The sequence below is a fragment of the Acetivibrio cellulolyticus CD2 genome (assembly GCF_000179595.2).
GTDB lineage: Bacteria > Bacillota > Clostridia > Acetivibrionales > Acetivibrionaceae > Acetivibrio > Acetivibrio cellulolyticus.
In genome coordinates this window covers 1-25,489 of record NZ_JH556657.1, presented here as the reverse complement: position 1 = coordinate 25,489, position 25,489 = coordinate 1, and the positions used below count along the sequence as shown (strand labels likewise).

The window sequence follows — 25,489 nt, the reverse complement described above, 5'->3', positions numbered from 1 at the left end:
ATTTGATTATTAGGGGACTAAAAAAGAACACCCCTTAGCATAGAGGATGATGAGATTTGGGAGAATTTGTTCACTTGCATGTTCATACGGAATATAGCTTGCTTGATGGGGCAAATAGAATAAAAGATCTTATAAAGAGAACAAAAGAATTAGGTATGGATAGCATAGCTATTACAGACCATGGAGTAATGTATGGAGTGGTTGATTTTTATAAGGAAGCAGTCAACAATGGGATAAAACCAATCCTTGGATGTGAAGTTTATACTGCAAAGAGAACCAGACACGACAAACAGGGAGTTTTGGATTCCGATCCCGGGCATTTGGTGCTCCTCGCGAAGGACAACAGGGGATACAAGAACCTAATGAAGATTGTATCTATAGGTTTTACAGAGGGCTTTTACTATAAGCCAAGGATTGATTTTGAGGTTCTTGAACGGTACAGTGAGGGATTGATTGCACTAAGTGCATGCCTGTCTGGTGATGTGCCTAAGGCACTAATGAATAATGATTTTGAGCGTGCAAAGAAAGTGTCACAAAGGTATAATGACATTTTCGGTAAGGGAAATTTCTATCTTGAATTGCAAAGTAACGGCATAGAGGAACAAAAACTTGTAAACAGCCAGCTTGTGAAGCTTTCAAAAGAAACAGGAATTCCACTTGTTGCAACTAATGATGCTCATTATCTAAGAAAAGAAGATGCAAGGGCCCATGAGGTATTGCTTTGCATACAGACCGGAAAGAATATGAACGATGAAGACAGAATGAGATTTTCAACGGAAGACTTCTATGTGAAATCGCCTGAAGAGATGGCAGATGTTTTTGTAAATGTACCGGAAGCAATACAGAATACTGTTAAGATTGGTGAAATGTGCAATGTAGAGTTGGAATTCGGTAAACTCCACTTGCCGAAGTTTAGCATACCGGATAACAAGGATGCTTTTAAATATCTGAAAGAATTGTGCTATGAGGGATTAAACCGTTTATTTGGTGAATGTATTGAGGACAAGCTTGAAAGATTAGAATATGAGTTATCAGTTATTAAACAGATGGGATATGTAGATTATTTTCTCATTGTTGGAGACTTTATCAAATATGCAAAGGATAACGGTATACCTGTAGGTCCGGGGAGAGGCTCGGCTGCGGGCAGTCTTGTAGCATATTGCCTTGGAATAACCAATATAGATCCATTGAAATACAACCTGCTCTTTGAGCGTTTCTTAAACCCTGAAAGAGTCACTATGCCTGATATAGACATAGATTTTTGCTTCGAAAGAAGACAGGAAGTAATTGATTATGTTGTCAGAAAGTATGGAGAAGATAAGGTATCACAGATAATCACTTTTGGAACTATGGCTGCAAGAGCTGCAATTAGAGACGTGGGAAGAGCTTTAGATATAGCATACAGCGAAGTTGATATTGTTGCAAAAATGATACCGATGCAGATCGGAATGAACATTGGTAAAGCTTTGGAAATGAACCCGGAACTAAAAGCAAAGTATGAGCAGGATAATTTAATAAAAGATATGATAGATACTGCAAGGCTTTTAGAGGGGATGCCAAGGCATGCTTCCACGCATGCTGCTGGTGTAGTTATATCTAAAGACCCTATAACGGAATATGTACCACTCCAGAAAAACGATGAGAGTGTAACCACCCAGTTTCCAATGGGGCAGTTGGAAGAATTGGGACTTCTGAAGATGGACTTTTTAGGTCTTAGGACACTAACGGTTATTAGAGATGCGGTTGATTTGGTGTATGAAAACTACAATACTAAGCTGGATATTGACAGGCTTGAAATGAACGACCCAAACGTATTTAAAATCATCGGAGAAGGTAAGACGTCGGGAGTTTTTCAGCTTGAAAGTGCTGGAATGACCCAGTTTATGAAAGAACTCCAGCCAACATCCCTTGAAGATATTATAGCTGGAATTTCCCTATACCGTCCGGGTCCAATGGACCAGATTCCAAGATATATAAAAAATAAGAATGTTCCTGCAGGGGTAAAATATGATCATCCGCTTCTTGAGAATATTTTGAATGTAACTTACGGATGTATGGTATATCAGGAACAGGTTATGCAGATCGTTCGAGACCTTGGCGGCTATTCAATGGGAAGGTCTGACTTGGTAAGACGTGCTATGTCAAAAAAGAAAATAAGTGTAATGGAGCAGGAAAGAAAAAATTTCATTCATGGTATAGATGATGAAAACGGAAACATTGTAGTTATGGGATGCGTAAGAAATGGTGTAGATGAGAAAATAGCAAACAAGATTTTTGATGAGATGATGGATTTTGCGAGCTATGCCTTCAACAAATCCCATGCGGCTGCATATGCTGTAGTAGCATATCAGACAGCGTGGCTAAAGTGTTATTATCCAGTTGAATTTATGGCTGCGCTGCTCAATAGTTTTTTGGGTAGCAGTGATAAAATATCGCAGTATGTACATGAATGTAAGGTTTTGAACATTGAGGTATTGCCTCCGGATATTAATGAAAGTCAAATGAAATTTACTGTAGTAAACGGGAAAATACGTTTTGGACTGGCTGCAGTTAAAAATGTCGGAGAAGGTGCCGTAAAATCAGTTATAGACGAGCGTAGAACTGATGGAAACTATAGGTCTTTCAGGGACTTCTGCGATAGAATTGACGGTAAAGATGTAAATAAAAGATGTATTGAGAGTCTTATAAAGAGTGGAGCTTTTGATTCTATGGGAGTTTATAGGTCAAGGCTGATTGCGGTTTTTGAAAAAATGCTCGATGGAATAGCTCAGATTAAGAAGCGAAACATGGAGGGACAATTATCTCTGTTTGAGCTTTCAATGGGTACCGATGACAAGGTAAATAGTAGTGAAACAAGTTTCTATGAAGATGAAGATATATATCCTGATATAAATGAATATCCTAATAAAGTGCTTTTATCAATGGAAAAAGAGATGCTTGGGCTTTACATTTCCGGTCATCCATTAAGTGAATTTGAAGAAGAATTAAATAAAATGGTGAGTTTATTTAGCTCCGAGTTGAATGTAGATGCTAATCAGAGTGAAGAAGCGTATTCATTGGATGATGCAAAAAATATAAGTGATGGAATGAATGTTATCGTAGGAGGAATAATTACATCAAAGAAAACCAAAACTACAAGAAACAATAATTTAATGGCTTTTTTGACTTTGGAAGATCTGTATGGCATGATGGAAGTTATTGTATTCCCGACCGTACTGGAGAAGTATTCGAAGTTAATAGTTGAAGAAAATATTGTTCTTATCAAGGGAAGAATAAGTATTAAGGAAGAGGAGCAACCTAAAATAATATGTGAGGAGATAAACCCTCTAAAGAAAATGCAGGTTCAGAAGGTTTATTTGAGAGTGAGTCATAATATTGAGGATGATAAAAGGGACTCATTAATGGCGTTATTAAAATACTTCAACGGGGATACTCCCGTTTGTTTGTGTGATGATGTGGAAAAGAAAGGCAGAGTATTAGAAAAAGAATGTTGGATAGCTTTAAATGAAAGTATAATAGCGGAACTAAAACAAAGACTTGGAGAAGAAAATGTAAAAGTAGTATAAAATTTATCAAATTGATGTTAATAAAATTAAAAATAATACGATATTTAATAGTAGCTGAGATGTATTATCCATCTAAAATTCGTATTGATTTTTGTTTTGAATTAATATATAGTTATGACGAGGTGGTTTTAATTGGATTGGGAAAATGAAAAAGTATCAGGAGATTATATTTTAATTAAGGCTGAAGAAAATGGTGTCAATATAATCGGTATGACTAGAGGTAGGGATACAAAATTCCATCATACTGAGAAACTGGATAAGGGTGAGTTGCTTATAGCCCAGTTTACCGAGAATACTTCTGCGATAAAAATTAGAGGCAAAGCTAAAGTGTTATGTCGTCATGGAGAAATTCTTTCAGGTGAATAAAACAAAAAGGGGCGTGTTTATATGTGGACAGTGGTATATATGGCTCAAAGTAGGGAGATCGCCACTTCTATGCAGGATTTGTTGACAAATGAAGGTATTTTGGTTAAGTTAAGACCAATCAGCAAGAACCATGAAAATAATGATAATTACTATGAGGTGCTCGTTCCAGAGGCGGAAGTTGAAGAAGCACACAGTGTGATTATTGAAAAGGGATATTAAGTATTTTGATTTATGTGAATAGGTTAATGATTGGATTATCCCGTGTTGCTAGTTTGACACGGGTTTAATGCTATTAAGGAGGAATTACGGTGAGTGAGATAAAGACAATAGGTGTATTAACGAGCGGTGGAGATGCACCGGGTATGAATGCTGCTATTAGAGCGGTAGTGAGAGCAGGCCTTTATTACGGAATGAAGGTTATGGGTATAAGAAAAGGATATGACGGATTGATTCATGGTGATATGGAGGAAATGACCGCAAGGTCTGTAGGTGATATAATACAAAGAGGTGGAACGATATTACAGACTGCAAGATCACCACAGTTTAAAACTGAAGAAGGGCTTAACAAGGCTATGGCAATGGCTAAAGTTTTTGGTATAGATGCTTTGGTTGTTATTGGCGGTGACGGGTCTTACAGAGGGGCTAGAGACATTTGTAAACTTGGAATGAACGTTATAGGCATACCTGGTACAATTGATAATGATATAGGTTGCACTGATTATACAATTGGGTATGATACTGCATTAAACACTGTTCAGGATGCAATTGATAAAATAAGGGATACAGCATATTCCCATGAGAGATGCAGCGTCCTTGAAGTTATGGGAAGGCATGCAGGTTATATTGCAGTGAATGTAAGTATTTCGGGTGGAGCTGAGGCTGTTATTCTGCCTGAGAAGCCTTTTGATCTTGATAAGGATGTATTAAAGCCAATAATTGAAGGCCGCAATAGGGGTAAAAAGAACTATACAGTTATTGTCGCTGAAGGTGTTGAGGGAAAAGCGATAGAAATAGCAAAGGAAATTACTGAGAAAACTGGCATCGAAGCCAGGGCAACAATACTTGGACATATCCAGCGTGGGGGAAGTCCAACTGTTCAAGACAGAGTTATGGCAAGCATGATGGGGCTAAAGGCTGTTGAAGTATTAAAAGCCGGGGCACGAAACAGGATAATATCCTATAAAAATAGTGTTGTTGTAGACCTTGATTTGGATGAAGCCCTTGAAATGAAGAAGTCATTACCGGAAGAATTGATAGGATTAAGCAAAATAATGTCTTTGTAAGAAAGATTAACTTATAGTAAATATATATAAATACGCTTATTTTGTTTTAGATTGGGCAAATTAAAGGTGGAGATTATGTATACTTCGAAAACAGAAATTGTTGTAAGGTATGCTGAAACAGACCAAATGGGGATAGTGCATCATTCAAATTATCCCATTTGGTATGAAGCGGCTAGAACGGATTTTATAAAAAGCATTGGTATGTCATACTCTGATATTGAAAAAAGTGGATTTATGCTTCCGCTGCTGGAATTAAAGAGTTGTTACAAAGGTGCTGCAAAGTATGAAGATGAATTAATAGTTACAACAAAAATCAAACAAATTTCTTTTACAAGAATTACATTTTATTATGAAGTATATAATAAGAATAGTAATATATTAATAAACTATGGTGAAACCATGCATGCTTGGACGAACAAGGAGCTTAGGCCTTTAAACATGAAAAAGCATGCTCCGGACATTTATGACTTAATGGCAAAATTAATGTAAAAAGAATATTAAAGAAACATGGAGCATGATTTTGTTACAGACCGTTGTAATAAAATGGGTATCTATGGTAAAATGAATTTAATAAAAATCGGTAAAACTAATATTTGACTAAAATGCTTTCAGGTGGTGAATAAGTGAATATTCCTAATATTCTAACCGTAATCAGATTTTTTCTTGTTCCTGCTTTTGGATATTGTTTATACAATGAACAGTTCATTGCTGCTGTTGTATTATTTGTAGTTGCATGCATTACCGATATGCTGGATGGGATGATCGCAAGAAAATATAATTTGATCACTTCATTTGGAAAGTTGGCAGATCCTTTAGCTGACAAACTTATGCAGCTGACCGCATTGACTATACTTAGTATACAAGAAATAATACCGTTGCCTGTTTTAATAATAGTTTTGGCGAAAGAAATCTTTATGATATTAGGAAGTATTCTCTTATATAAGAAAGTGAATTTTGTTGTACAGGCAAATTGGTATGGCAAGATGACTACTGTAATTTTTTCGCTTGCTATAGTTATGACTATAGTTCTTAAGTCTGGAAATCTGATAAATACATATACTAATATTCTAATTGATATATTTGTTTTGATTGCAGTTTTCTCTACATTGTTTTCCTTCTTTATGTATTCAATGGAGTTCAGAAAGATTACAAATGATAAGATAAACTAAAATAAAAACAACTTAATAGGTAAGTTGTAAAATAAAGTGACGGAAGAAGCAAAAAATTGAGACTCATGGTAAAATCCATTGTATAATGTTTAGCAACCACGAAAAACAAACAAAGGAGAAAACCATGAGCCAGATTAATAATACCGCAAAAACAAAAAAATATAAACACCTAAAAGCAAGAGAAAGATATAGTATTGAAATATTGTTAAAAGAGGGATTAAAACCTTATGAAATAGCACAGCGCATGCAAAGAGGTATCAGAACAATAGAAAGAGAAATATCGAGGGGAAAGATAAAGCTTGTGAACTCTGATTTGACTTACAGAGAAGAATATTGTGCAGATGTAGGGCAACGAATATATTATGAGAATGCAAGGAACAAAGGACCTGGATTAAAGATAGGTAAAGACCACAAATTAGTCAAACACATAGAAAAAAAGATTGTAAAAGAAAAGTATTCCCCAGATGCAGTGATAGGAGAGATAGAAGCGAAAGGCTTAGAGTTTGAGACCCAAATATGTACAAAGACAGTATATAACTATATAGATCGAGGAGATGTGTTCTTAAACCTTACAAATATAGATCTTCCAGTGAAAAAAGCTGGCAAAAAGAGAGACTATAAGAAAATAAAGATACCGCATAAAAATCTTAAAGGAACAAGCATTGAAGAAAGGCCTACAGAGATTGATAAGCGCGAGGAATATGGACATTGGGAAATGGACTGTGTTGTTGGAAAACGTGAAGGGAAAGGTGCAGTATTACTGGTTTTAAGTGAGAGAAGTATACGCGAGGAAATAATAATCAAAATGCCATCAAAGACACAAGAATCAGTAGTAGCAGCACTAGATTGTTTGGAGAAGAAATATGGTAAATCATTTAAGGATAAATTCAAAACAATAACAGTGGATAATGGTAGTGAATTTCTTGATTATGAAGGCATAGAACGGTCTGTGAGGGCTGGAAAAGATAAAAGGGTGAAACTATATTATGCACATCCATATAGCTCCTGGGAAAGAGGCACAAACGAAAATACAAACAAGCTAATACGCCGATTTATACCAAAAGGAACAGATATAGGGAGAATAAGTAAAAAGACGATAAAATGGATAGAAACATGGATAAATAACTATCCAAGACGAATATTAGCATATAAGTCTGCAATTGATATGGCTGCAAGTTAAAACCTTGGGACTCTGTCCCAAGCCCTGTCCTCGCCAGAAGGCAGCCGGTCTGTCATAACAGACCGGGAACAAAAGGATGATAGTGCAATGGATGTAAAGGGTCTCCGGCTTTGCCTACGATGAACGAGCTATGCTCGCCCTTGACATCCCGAACAATAGTGCCAATAGTTTGCATTATACAAGTTTACCAAAATTTTACCGTCACTTTAACTTGCAATTTATAAAAACAACTTAATATATTGTTAATCTTTATTTTTATATAAATGAGTGTTATAATTAGGCTATATAAAGAATATATATTAAGGGGAATTTTGGTTTTATAATTTAATTGATTGCTTTCGTTGCACTTTGGGGAAAAGTTTTGATATATCCGTTTCAAAAATGTTTGTAATATATTCGTGGTTTTCCATTTCTTAAATCATTCTCTCAAATCCATAATTCCTAAATTAATTTTGCATTGTTGAAATGTATTTTTAGGAGGAGTATTAGTGAAAAGAAAGCCTGGCATATTTTTGTTTGCCGCTGTTTTTATTGTGCTTTCTGCAAATTACTTATTAGCCAAAAATCCTATTGGAAATATGGTTAATTTAAAGAATCTGTGGTTTGGAGTTGGATTACTTGCAGTAAGTGCACTTATGGGTTTTGCAAATATTTTTGCAAAGAAGACTTTTTTTAAGTCGTATATTTACTATAAACCTAGAGAAGTTTGGGTTATAGCCTTTTTAGTGTTTCTCGAGGGGCTTATAGTCATTGCGTACTATCTGATAGATGTGTATTTTACAAATAATATTATTATTAACGAGTTGTATATTAATATAATTATTCAGTTGTTGGTGTCAGTAGGATTGATTGCAGTATTGCATGAGGTTTACAGTTACATGTATGAGTATCCCGTTAGAAGAGTTTTAAAAGTAATGGATAAAGCTGGGCAGCTAATTGATAATATGAGGTTTAATGAAGCTTTAACTGAGTTTGATAAGGTTCAAAGAAAGCTTGACTGTTGCGAACGGCCTCATATATATGGGTGGGTCAAGCAGGCAAAAGGGGTGTGTTATATTGAACTGTCCAAGCATGAAGATAAAAAGCAAAATTTACTTATGGCAGCAAAAGAGTTTGAGGAGATTTTAAAGCTTAAAGAATTGCAAGGACAACATGGACATGTAAAGGTTGATATTGGTAATATATTTTATGATATAGCAGAAATGGATAACGATATATATTATTATGAGAGCGCACTTGGCATGTTTAGTGATGCGATTAAACATTATAAATCAGACAGAGATTTTGACGGATATATGAATGCGTTGAGTAATGCAGAGAAAACAAAGACAGTACTTATTTTAGAAAAAACAAGCTAAATGATCATAAGTTTTTTTGTAATACATATACGAAATATGATAAAAGTTATCATTTAGGTACTCAAAAAATTACTTTCATACGAACTTATTTTAGTATAATTATTAGACATGCTATCCGCACAATATAAAGTTTAAACTGAAGGGAATTAATTAGGAATGCTGGAAATGTAACTTTGGCTATAATTTCTTGGTCTAGCTTATTTGACCTAAATCGACATGGCTAGTAATGTTATTTTATTAATATAACTTATAATTTTCAACAGGGGGGTGAAGTAGGACATAATAAATATTTAACTTATTTCTTTTAAACTTATTAATAGTTGTTTATTTAAATTTATTAAGGAGGAATGTTAATTGAAAAAGACAGTATGCTTTTTACTCTTATTAGCTATGCTTGTGGTTATGGCGTTACCAACAAACATGGTATCGGCAGCAGGAAGCTATAACTATGCTGAAGCCCTTCAGAAATCAATTTTTTTCTATGAGGCTCAGCAGGCAGGTCCACTTCCAGATTGGAACCGTGTTGAGTGGCGTGGAGATTCAACAATGAAGGATGATGTATTAGGTGGATTGTATGATGCAGGAGACCATGTTAAGTTTAATCTTCCTATGTCATATACTGCATCAATGCTTGGTTGGGCTTTGTATGAATATGGTGATGATATTGAGTCATCAGGACAAAAAGTTCACCTCGAAAATAACCTCAAGTTTATATTGGATTACCTTGTTGCTTGTGACAAGGGGACAAGCATTGTGTATCAGGTAGGTGACGGAACTAGAGACCATGCTTGGTGGGGACCTGTTGAATGTCTTGAAAAAGAGATGACAAGACCATCATATACAGGTAAACCTACTTGTGTAACAGCTCAGATGGCTGCAGCTCTTGCAATCGGTTCAATAGTTCTTAAAGATAGTACATACCTTACCCATGCAAAAAGTCTTTTTGCACTTTCGGATTCAACAAGAAGCGATAATGGTTATGAAGCAGCAAAAAACTTCTATAACTCATGGAGTGGTTGGCAGGACGAACTTATGTGGTCAGCAATTTGGCTCCATATAGCAACAAATGACGATACTTACCTTGAAAAGGCAGAATCACTTGTTGCACTTCAAAAGACAGAAGATCAAGTTCCAGATATGAAATATACATGGGCTCACTGTTGGGATGATGTTCACTACGGAGCTATGTTAATGCTTGCAAAAGAAACAGGCAAGTCAGAATATCACGATTTCGTTAAGAAGCACCTTGACTGGTGGTCTGTTGGATATAATGGAAAACAGATAAAATACGTTGGAGATCTTGCATGGCTTGATCAATGGGGTTCATTAAGATATGCAACAACAGAGGCATTTCTTGCCAATGTATATGCTGATTCTCTATCAGATACTACATTGAAGGATAGATATTATGGTTTTGCTAAGAAACAGATAGATTATGCACTTGGAAGCAGTGGCAGGAGCTACGTTTGTGGATTTGGTACAAAACCACCGGAGCATCCTCACCACAGAACAGCACATAGTTCATGGACTGACCAATTGACATACCCTGAAAATCACAGACACATCCTTTACGGAGCTTTAGTAGGTGGTCCTAGTTCTTCAGGTTCTTATACTGATGATATTAAAGATTATGTTTGTAACGAAGTTGCTACAGACTACAATGCTGGTTTTGTAGGAATACTCTGCGGTATGTATGCTAAATACGGTGGAACTCCTGTTGCAAACTTCCCAGCACCTGAAGTAAAAGAAGATGAGTTCTATGTTGAAGGTGCAGTAACTGGAAGCTCAGGAAATGATATGGCATTCAAGTTATTCTTGAACAACCGTTCAGCTTGGCCTGCAAGATTGATCAAAGACCTTTCATATCGTTACTATGTAGATCTTTCTGAGGGAGTAGATCCAAGCAGTGTAGTGGTTGGAACAAATTATATGGAAACAAATATGGAAGCAACCGTTTCACAGCTTAAGCCTTATAAAGGTGATATTTATTATATTGAAGTTAAATATGCAGACGGAACTAACATTTATCCAGGTGGACAGTCTGAATATGCTGCTGAGCTCCAACTTCGTATAACAGCACCTGCAGGATCAAAATGGGATCCAACAAACGACCCGTCATACAAGGGACTTGGTACAGGAACTACACCTGCTAAGTCAACAACAATAACTGTATATGATGGAGATACATTAATATTCGGAACAGAGCCTGATGGAACTACTCCTTCAAAGACTTCTAATCCACCTAAAACTCCTACAGTTACACCTACAAAGACTGCTACAGCTACTCCTACTTCAGGTTCAGTTGTAAAAGGTGACATTGACGGTAATGGAAGCTTTAACTCAATAGATTTCGGTTATATGAGACTGTACTTGCTTGGTAAACAAACTTTTACTGAAAGACAGTTTACAGCTGCCGATGTTGACAGTAATGGATCGGCAAACTCAATTGACTTCGGACATATGAGAAAGGGGCTTCTTGGAGAAGAATTCTTTAATTAAGAGAGATTAAAATTACTATTTAGTATGAATAGCCATATGGACTTAAGGTCTGTATGGCTATTTTTTTTGATTGATTGTTTAAAAATTAGGGATTTAGGAATGCTGAAAATATAAGTATGGCTATTTCTTAAGTGGTGTACTTGTTTTAAAAAAATCTGTTATAATATTACTAGAAAAGTTTGTAATGAAGAGATTAAGATTAAAATAATACAATATAAATACATACTCCCAGGAGGGTAATGGCATGATGTCAAAAGAATTATACAGGGAAACCTGTAAAAGGGCGTTAGAGTATCTTGATAAAGCTGGAATTGTTGTCACAGATAAAGAAAAAAATAATATGGAAGTTGCAGAGTATGGATTAGGAGAGGTTGAAAAAATTGGACTGGAACTTATAGTTTATGTTAATACTGATAGGTGTTGTGCAAAGGAATTGATCCTTTTTCCTGGACAGACTTGTCCTGAACACAGGCACCCACCAGTAGACAATGAACCTGGCAAGGAGGAAACATTCAGGTGCAGATGGGGAAAAGTATATTTATATGTGCCTGGGGCTTCTGTTCAAAATCCAAAGGCTGTTCCTCCAAAAGGAAGAGAACAATTTTTTACGGTTTGGCATGAGATTGAATTAAACCCTGGGGAGCAGTATACACTTGCACCAAATACACTTCACTGGTTTCAGGCAGGAAATGAAGGTGCAGTTGTGTCTGAGTTTTCAACAAAGAGCAGAGATGAATTTGATATATATACTGATCCTGATATCAATCCAGCCCAGAGCAGAAAAGCGTAGATATTATAGAGCTTTAAAGATTTAAACTGAACAGAAGATTTTTATTAAAGAGGAATGTTATGGAAAGAGTTATTTTCCTTGTAGATATGAATGCTTTTTTTATAAGCTGCGAGATGGCCAAAAATCCAGAACTAAAAGGCAGGACAGCAGCGGTTGCAGGAGATCCCAAAAAGAGAACAGGGATTATTCTTGCTGCAAATTATGAGGCAAGGAAGTATGGAGTAAAGACGACAATGCTTATACATGAGGCGAAGAAACTTTGCCCTGATATTATTCTGATACCTCCTAGCCATGGACTTTATGAAAAGAAGTCAAGAGAAGTAATGAGTATTCTTTCAAGATATTCGCCTGTAGTACAGCAAAACAGTATTGATGAAGCATGGCTTGATATGACAGGGTGCGAGGCATTATTCGGGAAGCCTGTGGAGTCTGCAAAAAGAATTATGAAGGATATAATGAACGAATTGGATCTTTGGTGCTCGATAGGCATTTCTGAAAATAAATTTCTGGCAAAAATGGCCTCGGAATTCAAAAAACCTCTTGGAATAACAGAACTGTGGAGGAATGATATAAGTGAAAAGTTATGGCCGCTTCCGGTAAGAGAAATGTATGGGATTGGCAAACAGACGGAGAAGAACCTTATAGATATTGGAATATATAAAATCGGGGATATAGCAAAAAGTGACCCGCAATTTCTTATAAAAAAGTTTGGAAAATACGGTGGCGAAATTTACCGTTTGGCAAATGGTATTGATGAATCTCAAGTTTCAGAAAATCCAATAAGCAAAAGTAAATCTGTAGGCAGAACTACTACACTGCCCCAAAATATAACAGATTTGGAGTATGCCAAAGCAGTTTTGTTGAGGCTTGCTGAGGATGTTGGGATGGAAGCAAGAAAGCAAAACTACAAGGGCAAAACAATATCAATAGCTATCAGATATGAAGATTTCAAAACTATAACCCGGCAAAAATCCATTAGGGCTACATATTTAACCAAAGAAATATATGCTGCAGGGGCAGACTTGTTGGAAGATAACTGGGATAACCGCCGACCTGTAAGATTACTTGGGATTTCATTAAATAATATTTCTGAAGATGAAGCAGAACAGATATCAATATTCAATATGGATAACAGTGAAGGTTGTAACGAAAAAGAAGAAAAACTGGAAAAAACCTTTGATTTAATTAGGGAGAGATTTGGGTCTGATAAAATTAAAAGGGCAGTAATTTTAAAAGACAATCATTCGTAGAGACTTATAATGTTTCTGTTATTGATGTTTTGGGCATGAGTACATATTTGGCTGGGTTTTATATTATGTGATAATAGGAGAAATATTATTATGACGGACAGGACTACGTCAAGGTGGAAGGGATTTAATCTTTTAAACTTATTTATTTCGAAAAAGGAAGCTGACATGAATGGAAAGTATGAAAGGCATTTAGGCGATTTTTCGGAAGAATATATAAAATGGATTGCGGATTGGGGTTTTAATTGTATTCGTATTCCGATGTGTTATAGGAATTGGGTTGGTGATGAAAAGGATTTTTATAAAATGGACGAAGTTGTCCTTGAAAAGATTGATAGGGTAATTGAGATGGGAAGCAGAAATGGGCTGCACGTATCGCTCAATATACACAGAGCACCTGGGTATTGTATAAACACCGAAATTCAGGAGCCGTTTGACCTCTGGAAGGACAGGGAGGCACAACAGCTTTTCTGCTTCTATTGGGAGACATTCTCCAAACGTTACAAGGGTATTTCCGGTGATAAACTTAGCTTTGACCTGCTAAATGAGCCCCCGTGCCCTGAGCAAGGCAAAATGACAGAGGCTGATTATGTCAGGATTATGAGAGAAGCTATTAATACTATCAGGGAAGTAGATAATAATAGGAAGATAGTAGTAGAGGGGCTGTGTGGTGGAAATGAACCTGTATTCGAATTAGTTGATACTGGTGCTATACAGAGCTGCAGGGCATATATTCCTTTTGGGCTTAGCCATTATATGGCAGAATGGGTTAGTGACCAGAAGTGGGAGACACCTGTCTGGCCGGGTGCAAAGCAGGATGAAAGGCCATGGGATCGAAAAATGCTGGAAGATCACTATGAAAAGTGGGTAAAGCTCACCAGAAAAGGAATTCCTGTAATTTGCGGAGAAGGCGGTGCATATATACATACTCCCCATGAAGTGATGCTAAAATGGATGGAAGATGTTTTAGATATATTGAAGTCAAACAATATTGGATTTTTGCTTTGGGAATTCTCGGGTGAATTTGGAATTATGGATTCTAAACGCAGAGATGTGACTTATGAAGACTGGCATGGACATGCACTAGACAGGAAGATGCTGGAATTGATGCGGAAATACTAATTGCGGTAAATTTGGTGCCTCTTTTTCTTAAGGAAAAAGGGGTGTTTTTTTGCACTTTTCAAGTTAAATGTAGAACAGATTTATTCAGCTAGATTATAAACTAATAATTTACCAGTTAACTTCTGCCTAAATATGATAGAATAGAGATGATTGGTTGGACCATTTTTGAGGAGATGAGGCTTAGTATGAAGGCTATTATAAGGTTTCTTTATAGAAGGGTTGTTCTGATATCTGTTGCTATAGCCCTACAATTAGCAGCAATTATTGGTGTTATTCTAAAATTCAATAACTACTTTGTTCATTTCTATTGGATAAGTATATTTATAAGTATACTTGCGGTCTTATGGATTATTAATGACAGGAGTAATCCGTCATATAAGATAGCATGGATTATACCGATACTTCTATTCCCCATTTTTGGAGGCCTGTTTTATATTTTCTTTGGTGGAAAAAGGGTAAGCAAGAGGGAAAAACGTAAAATGAAATTAATGGATGAGAAAGTTTTTAAGGTTTTAAAACCTCAAAAAGCCATTTTGAATGAGATTATAGAGCAAAGTGAGGACGCATCAATTCAGTCAAGATATATTCACAATAATGCGCATTATCCTCCGTATAACAACACGACTGGCGAATATCTGCCAATTGGAGAAAAGAAATTTGAGAGGCTTAAGGAAGAACTGAAGAAAGCAAAGCATTTCATTTTTATGGAGTACTTTATTATTCAGGAAGGAGTTATGTGGAACAATATATTAGATATACTAGTGGAAAAAGTTAAAGAAGGTGTAGATGTTCGTATTATATATGATGATGCCGGCTGTCTTCTTACTTTACCATATAATTATTCTAAAAAGCTTGAAAAGCTTGGGATTAAATGCTGTGTATTCAATCCAATGATTCCTATATTGTACATCAGGTTGAATAATAGGGATCACCGGAAAATCACAATTATAGACGGGCACACGGGATTTACCGGTGGAATAAATCTGGCGGATGAATACATCAATGAAATTGAGAAACATGGGCATTGGAAGGACACTGCAATTATGCTTAAAGGAGATGCTGTGTGGAGCATGACGGTTATGTTTTTATCGTTGTGGGAGTGCCTAAGAAATGTTGATGAGGATTTTAACAGGTACAAGGTCAAAAGTCGATTGGATAGGGAAGTAAGTATAAAAGGATATTATCAACCTTTTTCGGATAGTCCGTTAGATGATGAACATGTTGGGGAAATAGTTTATCTGAATTTAATAAATAAAGCAAAGAGGTATGTTTTTATAACTACTCCATATTTGGTTATTGATCACGACATGATAAAAGCTTTAACTTCAGCTGCTAAAGGGGGAGTTGATGTTCGTATTATTACGCCTCATTGTGCTGATAAGTGGTATGTGCACACAGTCACAAAATCGAATTATAAAATATTGGTTGAAAGTGGCGTGAAAATCTATGAATACACCCCTGGATTTATACATGCAAAAACCCTTGTCACAGATGATGAATTTGGGGTAGTTGGCACCATAAATATGGATTTCCGTAGCTTTTTTATGCATTATGAATGTGGTGTTTGGATGTACAAAAGTAGTGCCCTAAAAGATATCAGAGATGACTTTTTAAATACTTTGGAGGTCTGTAGAGAGGTTAAGATGGAGGATTTTAAAGACTTTAGGTGGTATAATGCTTTACTGGGTTCTGTGCTCAGGCTTTTGGCACCGCTTATGTAAAATATCATTTCATAGATTAAATTTTACCGTTTACATGAAAAAAACGACTGTTAGCAGTCGTTTTTTTACTTTTCACAAAGAATATATTACAGTTAGTGAAATTCAAATTATAATCAAGTTGTAAGTTGAGTTGAGATAATATGCAAGGGGAGATAGGGGAGTACTCAGATGGATTGTAAATTGTTATATAAAATTAAAAGATTTTATCAGGCAGTAGTTTGGATAGCTTTGTATCTGGTTTGGTTTTTAGCCATAATTGCATTAATTCAGAACATAAAGCCTTCTTATGCACTGGTAAACAATAGCATATCCATTGAGACAGGAGCTTTCAAAGTAGAGACAGATGTAAAAAATGAGCCCGAAACTGTAATGGGAGCAGTATATGGGGCGGCCGGAAATGTGGAAGGTGAGAAGAAAGTAAATGATCCATTAGAATTTCTGAGGGAGGACGAGTAATGTTAAAAGTGAAAATGGTTTTAGGAAAGGTTATTTTAGGTACAATTATTTTAACAACTATTTTTAGTTTGTGTTTTGTAATAGCAGCTAAAATGACTGGCAGTTCTCCAAACGTATTCGGGTATGAAATTCTCACAGTTCTTTCAGGTTCAATGGAGCCTTCCATAAAAACCGGTTCCATTATAGTAATCAAGGAGAAAAGTCCTATGGATACCTATGAGGCTGGAGAAGTTGTGACTTTCAGATCAAAAGATTACAATATGCTGGTAACACATAGAATTGTAAGTGAAAAGATTGTAAATGATACCTGTCAGTACGTAACCAAAGGCGATAATAACAATGCGGAGGACTTAAATTATATTACTCCGGAAGATATAGTAGGAAAATATATTGGGGTTCGTATACCTTTTGCAGGTTATATATTTAGCTTTCTGAAAACAAAAAGCGGGATTATATTCTTACTTCTGATATCCTTCATCGTTTTGGCAGTTCCCAATTTGATAAAATCTCTAAAAATTGCCTATAAGTGCAGTGTAGATTCAAAAATGTAAAAGTAGTTTTTAAAAACATGAACGTAATATCTTTAAAAGTAATTATCAAAGTATGGGCCCAATGATAATGAGCTTTTAAAGGGTTATATAAACAGCTCAAATTAAATGAGCAAATAAATTTAAAAGGGGAATATAACTATGAAAAAAAGTATATTTATCACAGCAATAATATCTACAGTAATTATATCAATGTTAGTTGGTGCAGGTACTATGGCACTGTTTACAAGCAACGCAGTCAATGCAAATAATCCGTTTACAGCAGGAACGGTAATTATTAAGGATATATCTGCTCAACCAGCAGTATCAACAACAAAGTTCTTTAGTAATTTAGCACCTGGTGACAGTGAGATTTTTGATGTTACTGTGCAAAACATGGGAACACTTGCAGCTAGAGTAAATATTAAAGAAATTCAAAAAAGCGGAACTATTTTTGAAGGTAAATATCCTTTGACATTAACTGTTCAGGATAATAACTGGCAGATAATTGAACCTGGTAAGACAGCGACATTCAAGGTTGTATATAACTTTTCGCTTGAAGCAGATAATTCATATCAGGGTGCAAAAGGTTCTGCAAATATAGTAGTGTATGCTGAACAGGTTAGAAATAACGTTCAAAAGACAGTTTTGACAGCTGATCTTACAAAAAGTCCAATAGCAGCAAGTGGCTTGAAGACTTCATGCACAGCATATTATGATTCCGGTTACGGTGTACATACTTTTGTCAACGGAGATAACTTTCAGGCAGAGTTTGATTTAACCAGCACACCATCAACAGCAGTACTTACTCTCAATCAGCTATCTTCAATGATACCAGGTGGTGGATATTCACCTATAAATTTAATTGTTAATGGCAAATATGTTTTAACCGAATACCAGCCTAAAGGGTCGGCTGGATATGTAGCAGAGGACTTTAGTATAAAAGATTATTTGGTAAAAGGAACTAATGTAATAAAGATTGAAGCAACAAGCAAAATGCGTTCAAAGTACTGGTTAAGAGATTTAACTTTGACTATGCAGTAAGTATTAATAGGTGCCGGACAACATATGTTCGGCACCTTAATTCCGCCTCTTTCGAACGAAGTGAAAGAGGCAAAAACGTAGGCGCTCGATGCCCCGGAGTTTTATTGCAATTTTGTGAAGCTAATGTTCTAAAGTTGATATAGGAAAAATGTGCTGGTTCTTTTTAATTTTGCTAATTTATTTGAAAACAATTGTACTATCAAAATAGAAATAGTAAAATGGTTTTACTGGCAGGTGGAGCATTACTATTAAAGACTAATTTAAGGAGAGGGTTAAGGTTATGACAGAGATAGATATAATGATTCTTGAACAGCAATTGTGGTATGCAGTTTATCAAAAGGCTTGTACAGATAAGGAATTTAGAAAAGAGATGCTGGAAGATGCTACAGCAGCAGTTGAAAAAGTTCTTATGGAAAACTGGGGGCTTACAAGAAAGGACTTACCTTTGCCTGAAGACTTTGTAATCAAAGCGATAGAGGCAAAGCCTGATACATATTATCAAATAGCGCCTTATATTGATAAAGGAAATGTTACAATTCCTCAGGATGTCAAAATTGAGCAGCTTGAAGAAACTGCAAGTGTGCGTTTTTTTGTTATGCCGTCGGAGTAGGTTTTTAATCCATAAGTTTGAAATATAAGAAGTATTAGTGTCTTTTGTTAAAAAGGGTGAGAGCTATGAAAAAAGAGTCAGCAATTTCGAAAATGCGTTTTTTGATTATGTTTTTTGTAATTCTGCCTGTTTGTATATTCCAGATGCAAAGCTTTGCAAGCCCTGATTTGGGTCTTGTTGGAATTGAAAAACAATGGGAGTATTACCCTGAGGATTTGCCATCTGAGTGTATTGATTTACCAAGGTGGACAAAGGAAGAGCAGGATAAAGTGCCGTGGAGAAAAGTCGATGCCAAAGAGGGTTTGTCGGGTCTGGATCAAAAGACTAAGGCTGTTTGGTTTAAAAATAGTATCCCGGAAGGGAATTTGCAAGGCAAATGTATATATTTTGAACTTGTTTATGGCCAATCAATTGAAGTTTATATTGATGGGAAAATAGTCTATGAAAAAAGCCGCAGATATTTATTTGATATAAACAGGTTTATAATACCTTTGGAGGCTGATAGTGGCGGAAAGACAATATATATTAGAACTCAGTCTATTTATGGAAAGTTTGGTCCTGCCGGGAAGATTTCAATAGGGAGTTACAATACTTTGTACCCTGAGTTTTTCTTTGAAGACTTTTTCAATATTCCGTTAGGATTGAGTTTTGTATTGATGGGGCTGATTCTATTTGTTTTTGCACTGTTCTTATTAAAAGACAGAAAAAAGGAGTTTCTTATATTAGGGCTAATAGTACTTATATTAGGTCTAATGGCTGCAATTTATCCTACGCTTATTATTCTTTTTAGCAATTTCGATCAGTACCTTACACTGACATTCAGTATATGTCTTTTACTGCTTGTCGTTTTTTTGATGTATTTTTTCCTTCAGATTTTTGGTCCGGGACGAAAAAATATATTAAAAAAGTCTTTTTACTTCCAAGCTACATATTCAGTTTTTTGTATTGCAGTGTATATTATTGATATTTTATCGGGATATAAAATTGTGGAATTTGAATATTTTATATCGATAAATCTTTTGGGCATAATTATGGTGATTCAGTTTGCAATGCTCATCGGAACTTCAATACTCTATGCATTTAAGGGAAATGCAGATGCAAAAATATTTACAGCAGGGTTTTCTCTTTTTGCACTGACGTGCGGGATAGAGTTAATTCTGTTTATAATTATCAAAGACTACGAATTCTTTTTATGGAAATGGGGGATTTTGCTTTTTATTCTTTCATTAGGGCTTATTTTAGGACGGAGGTCAGCAATAAACTTTACTAAAGTAATAACCTATTCAAAGGAGCTTGAATTGAAAAATATTGAGTTGGACAGCATGTGGAAAGAGATTAAAGAATCAAGGGATAAGCTGGCAGATCTTAATATTACTCTGGAAAAACGAGTATCTGAGAGAACGGAACAGCTTCAGGAGGCTAATGAGGAACTTTCTCTCTTAAATGAAGAATTGATTGCATCAAATAATGAACTTGGAAGTACACTTGAAACACTTAGAGAAACACAAGATTATCTAATAAAATCAGAAAAAATGGCAGCTTTGGGTCAACTTGTGTCAGGTGTTGCGCACGAAATCAATACTCCTCTCGGTGCAATACAGGCTTCTATAACAAATATTTCGGAATCATTGGATCAAGTTTATAAAAGTTTACCGGAGATTAACAGGTTTTTAAATGAGGAAAATAGCCCGTATTTTTTTGAAATTCTTAATATGGCAACTCAAAATCAAGTTTATATTTCTTCAAGGGAAGAGCGTGAATACCGACGCAGTATTATAAAGCAGCTGGAAGAATACAGGGTTGAAGATTCAGAGGGAATTGCTGAAAATCTTGTGACAATGGGAGTTTTTGATATTCAAGCTTTTAAAGGGGTATTCCGTTGTGAAAATTATGCTTTTATAATAAAAGTTGCATATTTGTTTTCAAGTATTCAAAAGAATTCTCACACAATATCAATAGCAACAGATAAAACGTCCAAAGTTGTTTTTGCGTTAAAATCATATGCACATCAAAGTGAACACACGCAAATGATTGAGGTTGATATAACTGACAACATTGAAATGACTCTTACATTGTACCATAATAGAATCAAACACAATGTAGAGGTAATAAGAAACTATGAAGAGGTTTCGCCTATTCTTGGATATCCGGATGAACTGAACCAGATTTGGGCTAATTTGATTCACAATGCGCTGCAGGCTATGGATTTCAAGGGGACACTTACAATTGATATTAACGGTAAAGGTGAGAATGTTATTGTTAGCATTACCGACAGCGGCAAAGGTATACCGGATGAAATTAAAGACAGGATATTTGAACCGTTCTTTACAACAAAGCCTCAGGGAGAAGGAAGTGGTATGGGGTTGGATATTGTTAAACGTATAGTTGAAAAACATAATGGCGAAATAACGGTTGAGAGTATGCCGGGGAAGACTACCTTTACTGTTTCAATACCAAAATGACCTGTAATGTAATAAGCAGAAAATGAAAAATAGACAAACCATTCTTGGATTTGTCTATTTTTATTTGAGATGTTTGCAAAGCAAATATCCTAATATTTAATTGGGTTAAATACACACAGAAATTTTATTACCAGCATCCAACAATAGGCTCTCTAGGATCGGTTGGATTAATGGCAGGGATTCTTATATAATATGTATCAGGAGTTTCTTCAATGACTTTGATCTTTAAATCCGATGGTAGTGCAAATGCCTGATCGCCATACAATTCTTTGGCTAATGCTTCTACTGTATCTTTAGGATCGGAAATTAATTTCTTTTTAAATTCAGGGTCTTCTAATGCCTTTTTTACTATTGTTGCCTCAAAATCTTTGTAATTTGTCATAAACATTCTCCCCTTTGGTATTATATTTTTATTAGAAAAGCTATACAATAATTATATTATCAAAAAAGAAAAAGGCAATAAATATTTGAAATTAATGTATATCAGGTATGTTCTTTTTTCTTATGATAATTATACATGTAATAGTTGAGCCCACCATTTACTAAAACGTTCCTATCTTCATTCAATTCAATATTGAGCTTTGAACTGTAATCTAAAAAGCTCTTATGAAAAGAAATCAAGTAAGGAAAAGCATCTTTTCCGAGGTCTGAAATTTTTAGGTGATTGCTATCGATAATAGAGAACAGATCAACCAAAACGTCGGAAAAAAACAAAGTTCTTTTGACATCAGCTTCGTTTAGCATAGAGTAAGAATGAATACCTTTTTTTGATAAAACTCCGCTTAAAATGTAGTTGCGATTTCCGGATATAAGGTCTTCCTGCCAATCAATCCAGTCATCCACGACCTGAAGACTTGTAAGGATCAAATCGACAGTATCAGAAATCGGTTTAATGAGTTCTTTTTTATCACCCAATAAACATGCTGCAACTGCAGCTACCTTTAAGGGGGCTGCTTTATATGCCATTATATTGAGATCTTCAGAAGTGAAAGCAGTTTGCGTACTATCAACGTCCGTATTTTCCCACAGCATGCTTTTTGACCAAATATATGTATACTCTTGCAGGTAGGTCCAGAATGGCGAACCAGCCGGAAATAATTCATGGTAGCAGTGCATAAAATCGAGCATAAAAAGGTTCCCAAGGGGAAGCAGAGTTCCTTTATTTTTGCAGGCCGGTTGATCTATAATATCATCTTGTATCAAAAAGTAGAGCATTAGAAAGGTATTGGCAATTGATATTTTTTTAGCAATTTCATTTTCAATGCCCAGTGAATCCTTGAGCCAGAACGGAAGGAGGTAACAGATGTAGTTTTTATTGCTCTCTTTCTTTAGTACATCATACTTGTCAAGAAAATTTATACCTTCACTTTGAAAGATTGGAGGATATTCGTTTATTCTTTTACGGCAGTGTTGAAATACATATGATAGGTCTTCTTTAAAATCTTCAAAAAAGTGCATAAATCCACCTGTTCCTATATTCGAAATTTACACTTATACTAACATTTATAAGGTGAAGAGTGCAACTTTTTTAAATCAAAATTTTGAAAAATCATAATTAATTAGTTATTCGTTATGTAATTTCTGATATAATATTGTCATAATATGAGATAGATATCATCCTGGGGGGATAACAATGGGAAAGAAAATAATTCTATGCGTCGATGATGAAAATATCATTCTACAGAGCCTCAGAAATTCAATAAAAAATACATTCACAGAGTTTGGTATTGAAATAGCCGAAAGCGGAGAGGAAGCCTTAGAATTATTTAAAGAAATAATTAATTCAGGGAACGAAGTTCCTGTTGTTATTATAGACTATATAATGCCGGGCATGAAAGGCGACGAGCTTCTGAAAAGGATTCATTCCATATCTGAAAGAACGCAGAAAATAATGCTGTCAGGGCAGGCAACCATTGAAGGAGTTACAAATGCGATAAACAACGCAAACCTTTATAAATATATTGAGAAACCGTGGAATAATGAGGAGTTGAAAGTATTAATTCAAGAGGCTGTTGAACGTTATGATGCCATTTCGTATCTGGATTTGGAGAACAGTGCTTTGATGGGAAAAAAAGAAATGTTAGAAAAGGAAATCAGAGAAAAAGTACTTAAGCTTGAAGATATGAGACAAGAGCTCAAGGAAAAGGGCAAAGATTTGGATCCAGATGAAGTGGAGAGAAATCTTAAATTACTTTGTAATTTATATGAGAAGATTACACTGATCAAGTCAAAAGTCGATTTGTCCGTAAGTGAAGATAATATAGGTATTGATGAAATTGAAGAAATTATTCAAACTCTTAACAATATCAGGACATGAGCTGCAGTTGAAAAATTTGTAGTATATTGAATCAAAAAATGCTTAGAGGGAGATAATTATGGGCAAATCTTACATCATTTGCGTTGACGATGAAATGATTATTCTTCGGAGTTTGAGAGAACAGTTGGAGCTTGAATTCGGTGGAAATTATAATATAGAAATAGCTGAAAGCGGAGAGGAAGCACTGGCGCTGATAGAAGAATTTCTTGAGGCGGGGGAAGAAATTCCGTTGGTCATCTCTGATTACATCATGCCTGGTATTAAAGGGGATAAGTTACTTGAAGAAATAATGAATATAAGCCCTAAGACGATATCGATTTTGCTTACGGGACAAGCTAGTATGACTGGTATAAAGAATGCTCTTAATAACGGTGGAATATTTAAGTACATACCAAAGCCATGGGAAAGAAAGGACCTTTATACGGCTGTTCATGAGGCTTTGAAAGTCTACCATGAAAATGAAAGAAGGCTGGATAAAAACAAAGAGCTCAAACAAGCGAACTTATTGCTTGCAAGAGAGGCCATGGAAAGCGATGAAGAAATTAAAAAGAGCACAGATGCTTTGGAGTCTTTAAGGAAAGTTTCAACAGTTAACCGTATAACGGAGGAGTTATCTGATGCGGTTGGAGTTTCTCTAAAATCTATAAAATCAGCAATTGAGTCAATAAGGACGCTTCGTGATAATATAAGTGATACTGATCCTGCAAGCGTTGAAGTATATATTAAAAGTGTTGACTCTTTTTATAATGATGCATCTTATACGATAAATCAGCTTGTTAGCGTATTTCAAAGCAATATGATCAAGTATTTGACAGAGCCTGCTGATAATATTGATGTAACGAAGCTTTTGAATAATATTTCTTTACTGAATAAAACAACTGTGCAGAGTACTGATTTGTTGCATAACGATAAAGCCCAGGCTGATATGGTGCCAAAGATGCGTATTGAAAAAATAGCTGCATGGGAAAATGAAGAAATGTATTTGTTTAACTATGATGAGATTTTATTTTTCTCCAAAGAAGAAAACTCTACAATTGTGGTAACAAGGGGTAGTGGGAGCATCCGTGTCACCAGGGGCAAAGTAAATGTTAATTTATGGCAATGTCTATTGGTATTCTTTCCTCCATATTCAAATCAAAGTTTCCGTATGGGTTTATATGTGTATAGATAAGTGGTGTGAGTGCTCGGAAGTCTTCTTGTGTCATAATATCATACCACTTGCTTTGTGTAAGAACTTTTTGAATCATTAAAGTATTAACGTACACAAGGCAATTTTGTAATAAATGTAATGTCAAAACTGCAATTTCTTGGTCTTCATACCTGTTGGTTGATATTTCTCCACCTTTTCCATAAAAAATAAATCCGTTAGCTGAATTCCAGTTTTCTATAACATTAAGACCTTCATGAATCTCAATTCTTAATTCCTCTGACCTTAAATATTCACAAAGAAAAATAGTTTTTATAGCTTTACCCAGTTCCATAAATGCAAGATATGTAGGATGTTTAATTTCATTATTTCTTTGAAATCTTTTCATAATGGCTTCGGTTTCAGCAGTTCCAAGACGTAAGGCAGTAGCATATTTAACCATTTGGTCATATTGCTGTCTTATAAGTTCCCAATTGATATTTCTTGTCAATATAGGTTGCAAATTTGGATACATATCTGATATACCAGCATCAGGGCGATATAGTTTTGCCTTTCCAATATTCTTTAATCTAGGCATCAAATTAAATCCTAAAAGATGACAAAAAGCAAAGGCAACTTCACTTTG

Annotated in this window: 23 protein-coding genes; 20 read left to right on the top strand and 3 right to left on the bottom strand. The window is 35.4% G+C overall.

What is annotated here, in order from left to right; all coding sequences use genetic code 11:
- Positions 1-56: 56 nt before the first annotated feature.
- The 18 genes from ACECE_RS0212200 (at position 57) to ACECE_RS29370 (ending at position 21,400) form a co-directional block, all read left to right on the top strand.
- Positions 57-3,566, top strand: coding sequence for a DNA polymerase III subunit alpha (locus ACECE_RS0212200; protein ID WP_010247405.1), 3,510 nt, complete (start codon positions 57-59; stop codon positions 3,564-3,566).
- A gap of 132 nt (positions 3,567-3,698) precedes the next feature.
- The gene (gene mtrB, locus ACECE_RS0212195) at positions 3,699-3,932 is read left to right on the top strand and encodes a trp RNA-binding attenuation protein MtrB (protein WP_010247403.1); all 234 of its coding nucleotides are present in this window, start codon (positions 3,699-3,701) and stop codon (positions 3,930-3,932) included.
- 21 nt (positions 3,933-3,953) lie between these two features.
- A complete protein-coding gene (locus ACECE_RS0212190) occupies positions 3,954-4,151 on the top strand; it encodes a hypothetical protein (protein ID WP_010247401.1) in 198 nt (65 codons plus the stop codon).
- Positions 4,152-4,240: 89 nt separating this feature from the next.
- On the top strand, positions 4,241-5,215 hold the full coding sequence (pfkA, locus tag ACECE_RS0212185; protein WP_010247399.1) for a 6-phosphofructokinase: 975 nt from the start codon (positions 4,241-4,243) through the stop codon (positions 5,213-5,215).
- 75 nt (positions 5,216-5,290) lie between these two features.
- Complete coding sequence (locus tag ACECE_RS0212180; protein WP_010247397.1) at positions 5,291-5,704, top strand: acyl-CoA thioesterase; 414 nt, start codon at positions 5,291-5,293, stop codon at positions 5,702-5,704.
- 134 nt (positions 5,705-5,838) lie between these two features.
- Positions 5,839-6,384 (top strand): CDP-diacylglycerol--glycerol-3-phosphate 3-phosphatidyltransferase, encoded by a 546-nt coding sequence (gene pgsA / locus ACECE_RS0212175; protein WP_010247394.1) that lies wholly within the window; start codon positions 5,839-5,841, stop codon positions 6,382-6,384.
- A 124-nt stretch (positions 6,385-6,508) separates the two neighbouring features.
- Positions 6,509-7,564, top strand: a complete 1,056-nt coding sequence (locus tag ACECE_RS0212170; protein ID WP_010243871.1) for an IS30 family transposase — start codon at positions 6,509-6,511, stop codon at positions 7,562-7,564.
- A gap of 488 nt (positions 7,565-8,052) precedes the next feature.
- Positions 8,053-8,922, top strand: a complete 870-nt coding sequence (locus tag ACECE_RS0212165; RefSeq protein WP_010247391.1) for a hypothetical protein — start codon at positions 8,053-8,055, stop codon at positions 8,920-8,922.
- A 354-nt stretch (positions 8,923-9,276) separates the two neighbouring features.
- Positions 9,277-11,421 (top strand): glycoside hydrolase family 9 protein, encoded by a 2,145-nt coding sequence (locus tag ACECE_RS0212160; RefSeq protein ID WP_010247388.1) that lies wholly within the window; start codon positions 9,277-9,279, stop codon positions 11,419-11,421.
- 244 nt (positions 11,422-11,665) lie between these two features.
- Entirely contained in the window at positions 11,666-12,211 is a 546-nt protein-coding gene (locus tag ACECE_RS0212155) for a D-lyxose/D-mannose family sugar isomerase (protein WP_010247385.1), read from the top strand.
- A 59-nt stretch (positions 12,212-12,270) separates the two neighbouring features.
- Positions 12,271-13,461, top strand: coding sequence for a DNA polymerase IV (locus ACECE_RS0212150; protein ID WP_010247381.1), 1,191 nt, complete (start codon positions 12,271-12,273; stop codon positions 13,459-13,461).
- Positions 13,462-13,551: 90 nt separating this feature from the next.
- A complete protein-coding gene (locus ACECE_RS0212145; protein ID WP_010247379.1) occupies positions 13,552-14,580 on the top strand; it encodes a glycoside hydrolase family 5 protein in 1,029 nt (342 codons plus the stop codon).
- Positions 14,581-14,765: 185 nt separating this feature from the next.
- A complete protein-coding gene (gene cls / locus ACECE_RS0212140) occupies positions 14,766-16,301 on the top strand; it encodes a cardiolipin synthase (RefSeq protein WP_010247376.1) in 1,536 nt (511 codons plus the stop codon).
- Positions 16,302-16,469: 168 nt separating this feature from the next.
- The gene (locus tag ACECE_RS0212135; protein ID WP_010247373.1) at positions 16,470-16,757 is read left to right on the top strand and encodes a hypothetical protein; all 288 of its coding nucleotides are present in this window, start codon (positions 16,470-16,472) and stop codon (positions 16,755-16,757) included.
- Positions 16,757-17,308 carry a signal peptidase I gene (locus ACECE_RS27405; protein WP_010247368.1) on the top strand — a complete coding sequence of 184 codons (552 nt, stop codon included), beginning with the start codon at positions 16,757-16,759 and terminating at the stop codon, positions 17,306-17,308. The genes ACECE_RS0212135 and ACECE_RS27405 overlap by 1 nt, the downstream gene beginning before the upstream one ends.
- A 138-nt stretch (positions 17,309-17,446) precedes the next feature.
- The gene (locus ACECE_RS0212125; protein ID WP_010247365.1) at positions 17,447-18,328 is read left to right on the top strand and encodes a TasA family protein; all 882 of its coding nucleotides are present in this window, start codon (positions 17,447-17,449) and stop codon (positions 18,326-18,328) included.
- Between the two features lie 280 nt (positions 18,329-18,608).
- Positions 18,609-18,938, top strand: coding sequence for a hypothetical protein (locus tag ACECE_RS0212120; RefSeq protein ID WP_010247362.1), 330 nt, complete (start codon positions 18,609-18,611; stop codon positions 18,936-18,938).
- Between the two features lie 65 nt (positions 18,939-19,003).
- On the top strand, positions 19,004-21,400 hold the full coding sequence (locus tag ACECE_RS29370) for an ATP-binding protein (RefSeq protein WP_010247359.1): 2,397 nt from the start codon (positions 19,004-19,006) through the stop codon (positions 21,398-21,400).
- A gap of 127 nt (positions 21,401-21,527) precedes the next feature.
- Here ACECE_RS29370 and ACECE_RS0212110 read toward each other — a convergent pair whose 3' ends face one another.
- Positions 21,528-21,782: a hypothetical protein gene (locus ACECE_RS0212110; RefSeq protein WP_010247357.1), complete on the bottom strand. Its 255-nt coding sequence runs from the start codon at positions 21,780-21,782 to the stop codon at positions 21,528-21,530.
- Between the two features lie 101 nt (positions 21,783-21,883).
- Positions 21,884-22,858 (bottom strand): class 1 isoprenoid biosynthesis enzyme, encoded by a 975-nt coding sequence (locus tag ACECE_RS0212105; protein ID WP_010247353.1) that lies wholly within the window; start codon positions 22,856-22,858, stop codon positions 21,884-21,886.
- Between the two features lie 175 nt (positions 22,859-23,033).
- Here ACECE_RS0212105 and ACECE_RS27395 point away from each other — a divergent pair, with 175 nt between their 5' ends.
- Both ACECE_RS27395 and ACECE_RS29365 read left to right on the top strand, forming a co-directional pair.
- Positions 23,034-23,717: a response regulator gene (locus tag ACECE_RS27395; RefSeq protein WP_010247351.1), complete on the top strand. Its 684-nt coding sequence runs from the start codon at positions 23,034-23,036 to the stop codon at positions 23,715-23,717.
- 58 nt (positions 23,718-23,775) lie between these two features.
- Entirely contained in the window at positions 23,776-24,888 is a 1,113-nt protein-coding gene (locus ACECE_RS29365) for a response regulator (protein WP_010247348.1), read from the top strand.
- Here the strand turns inward: ACECE_RS29365 and ACECE_RS0212090 are convergent.
- A partial coding sequence (locus ACECE_RS0212090) for a Tn3 family transposase (RefSeq protein WP_026073816.1) occupies positions 24,806-25,489 on the bottom strand: 684 nt, incomplete at its 5' end. The two genes, ACECE_RS29365 and ACECE_RS0212090, sit on opposite strands and share 83 nt — an antisense overlap.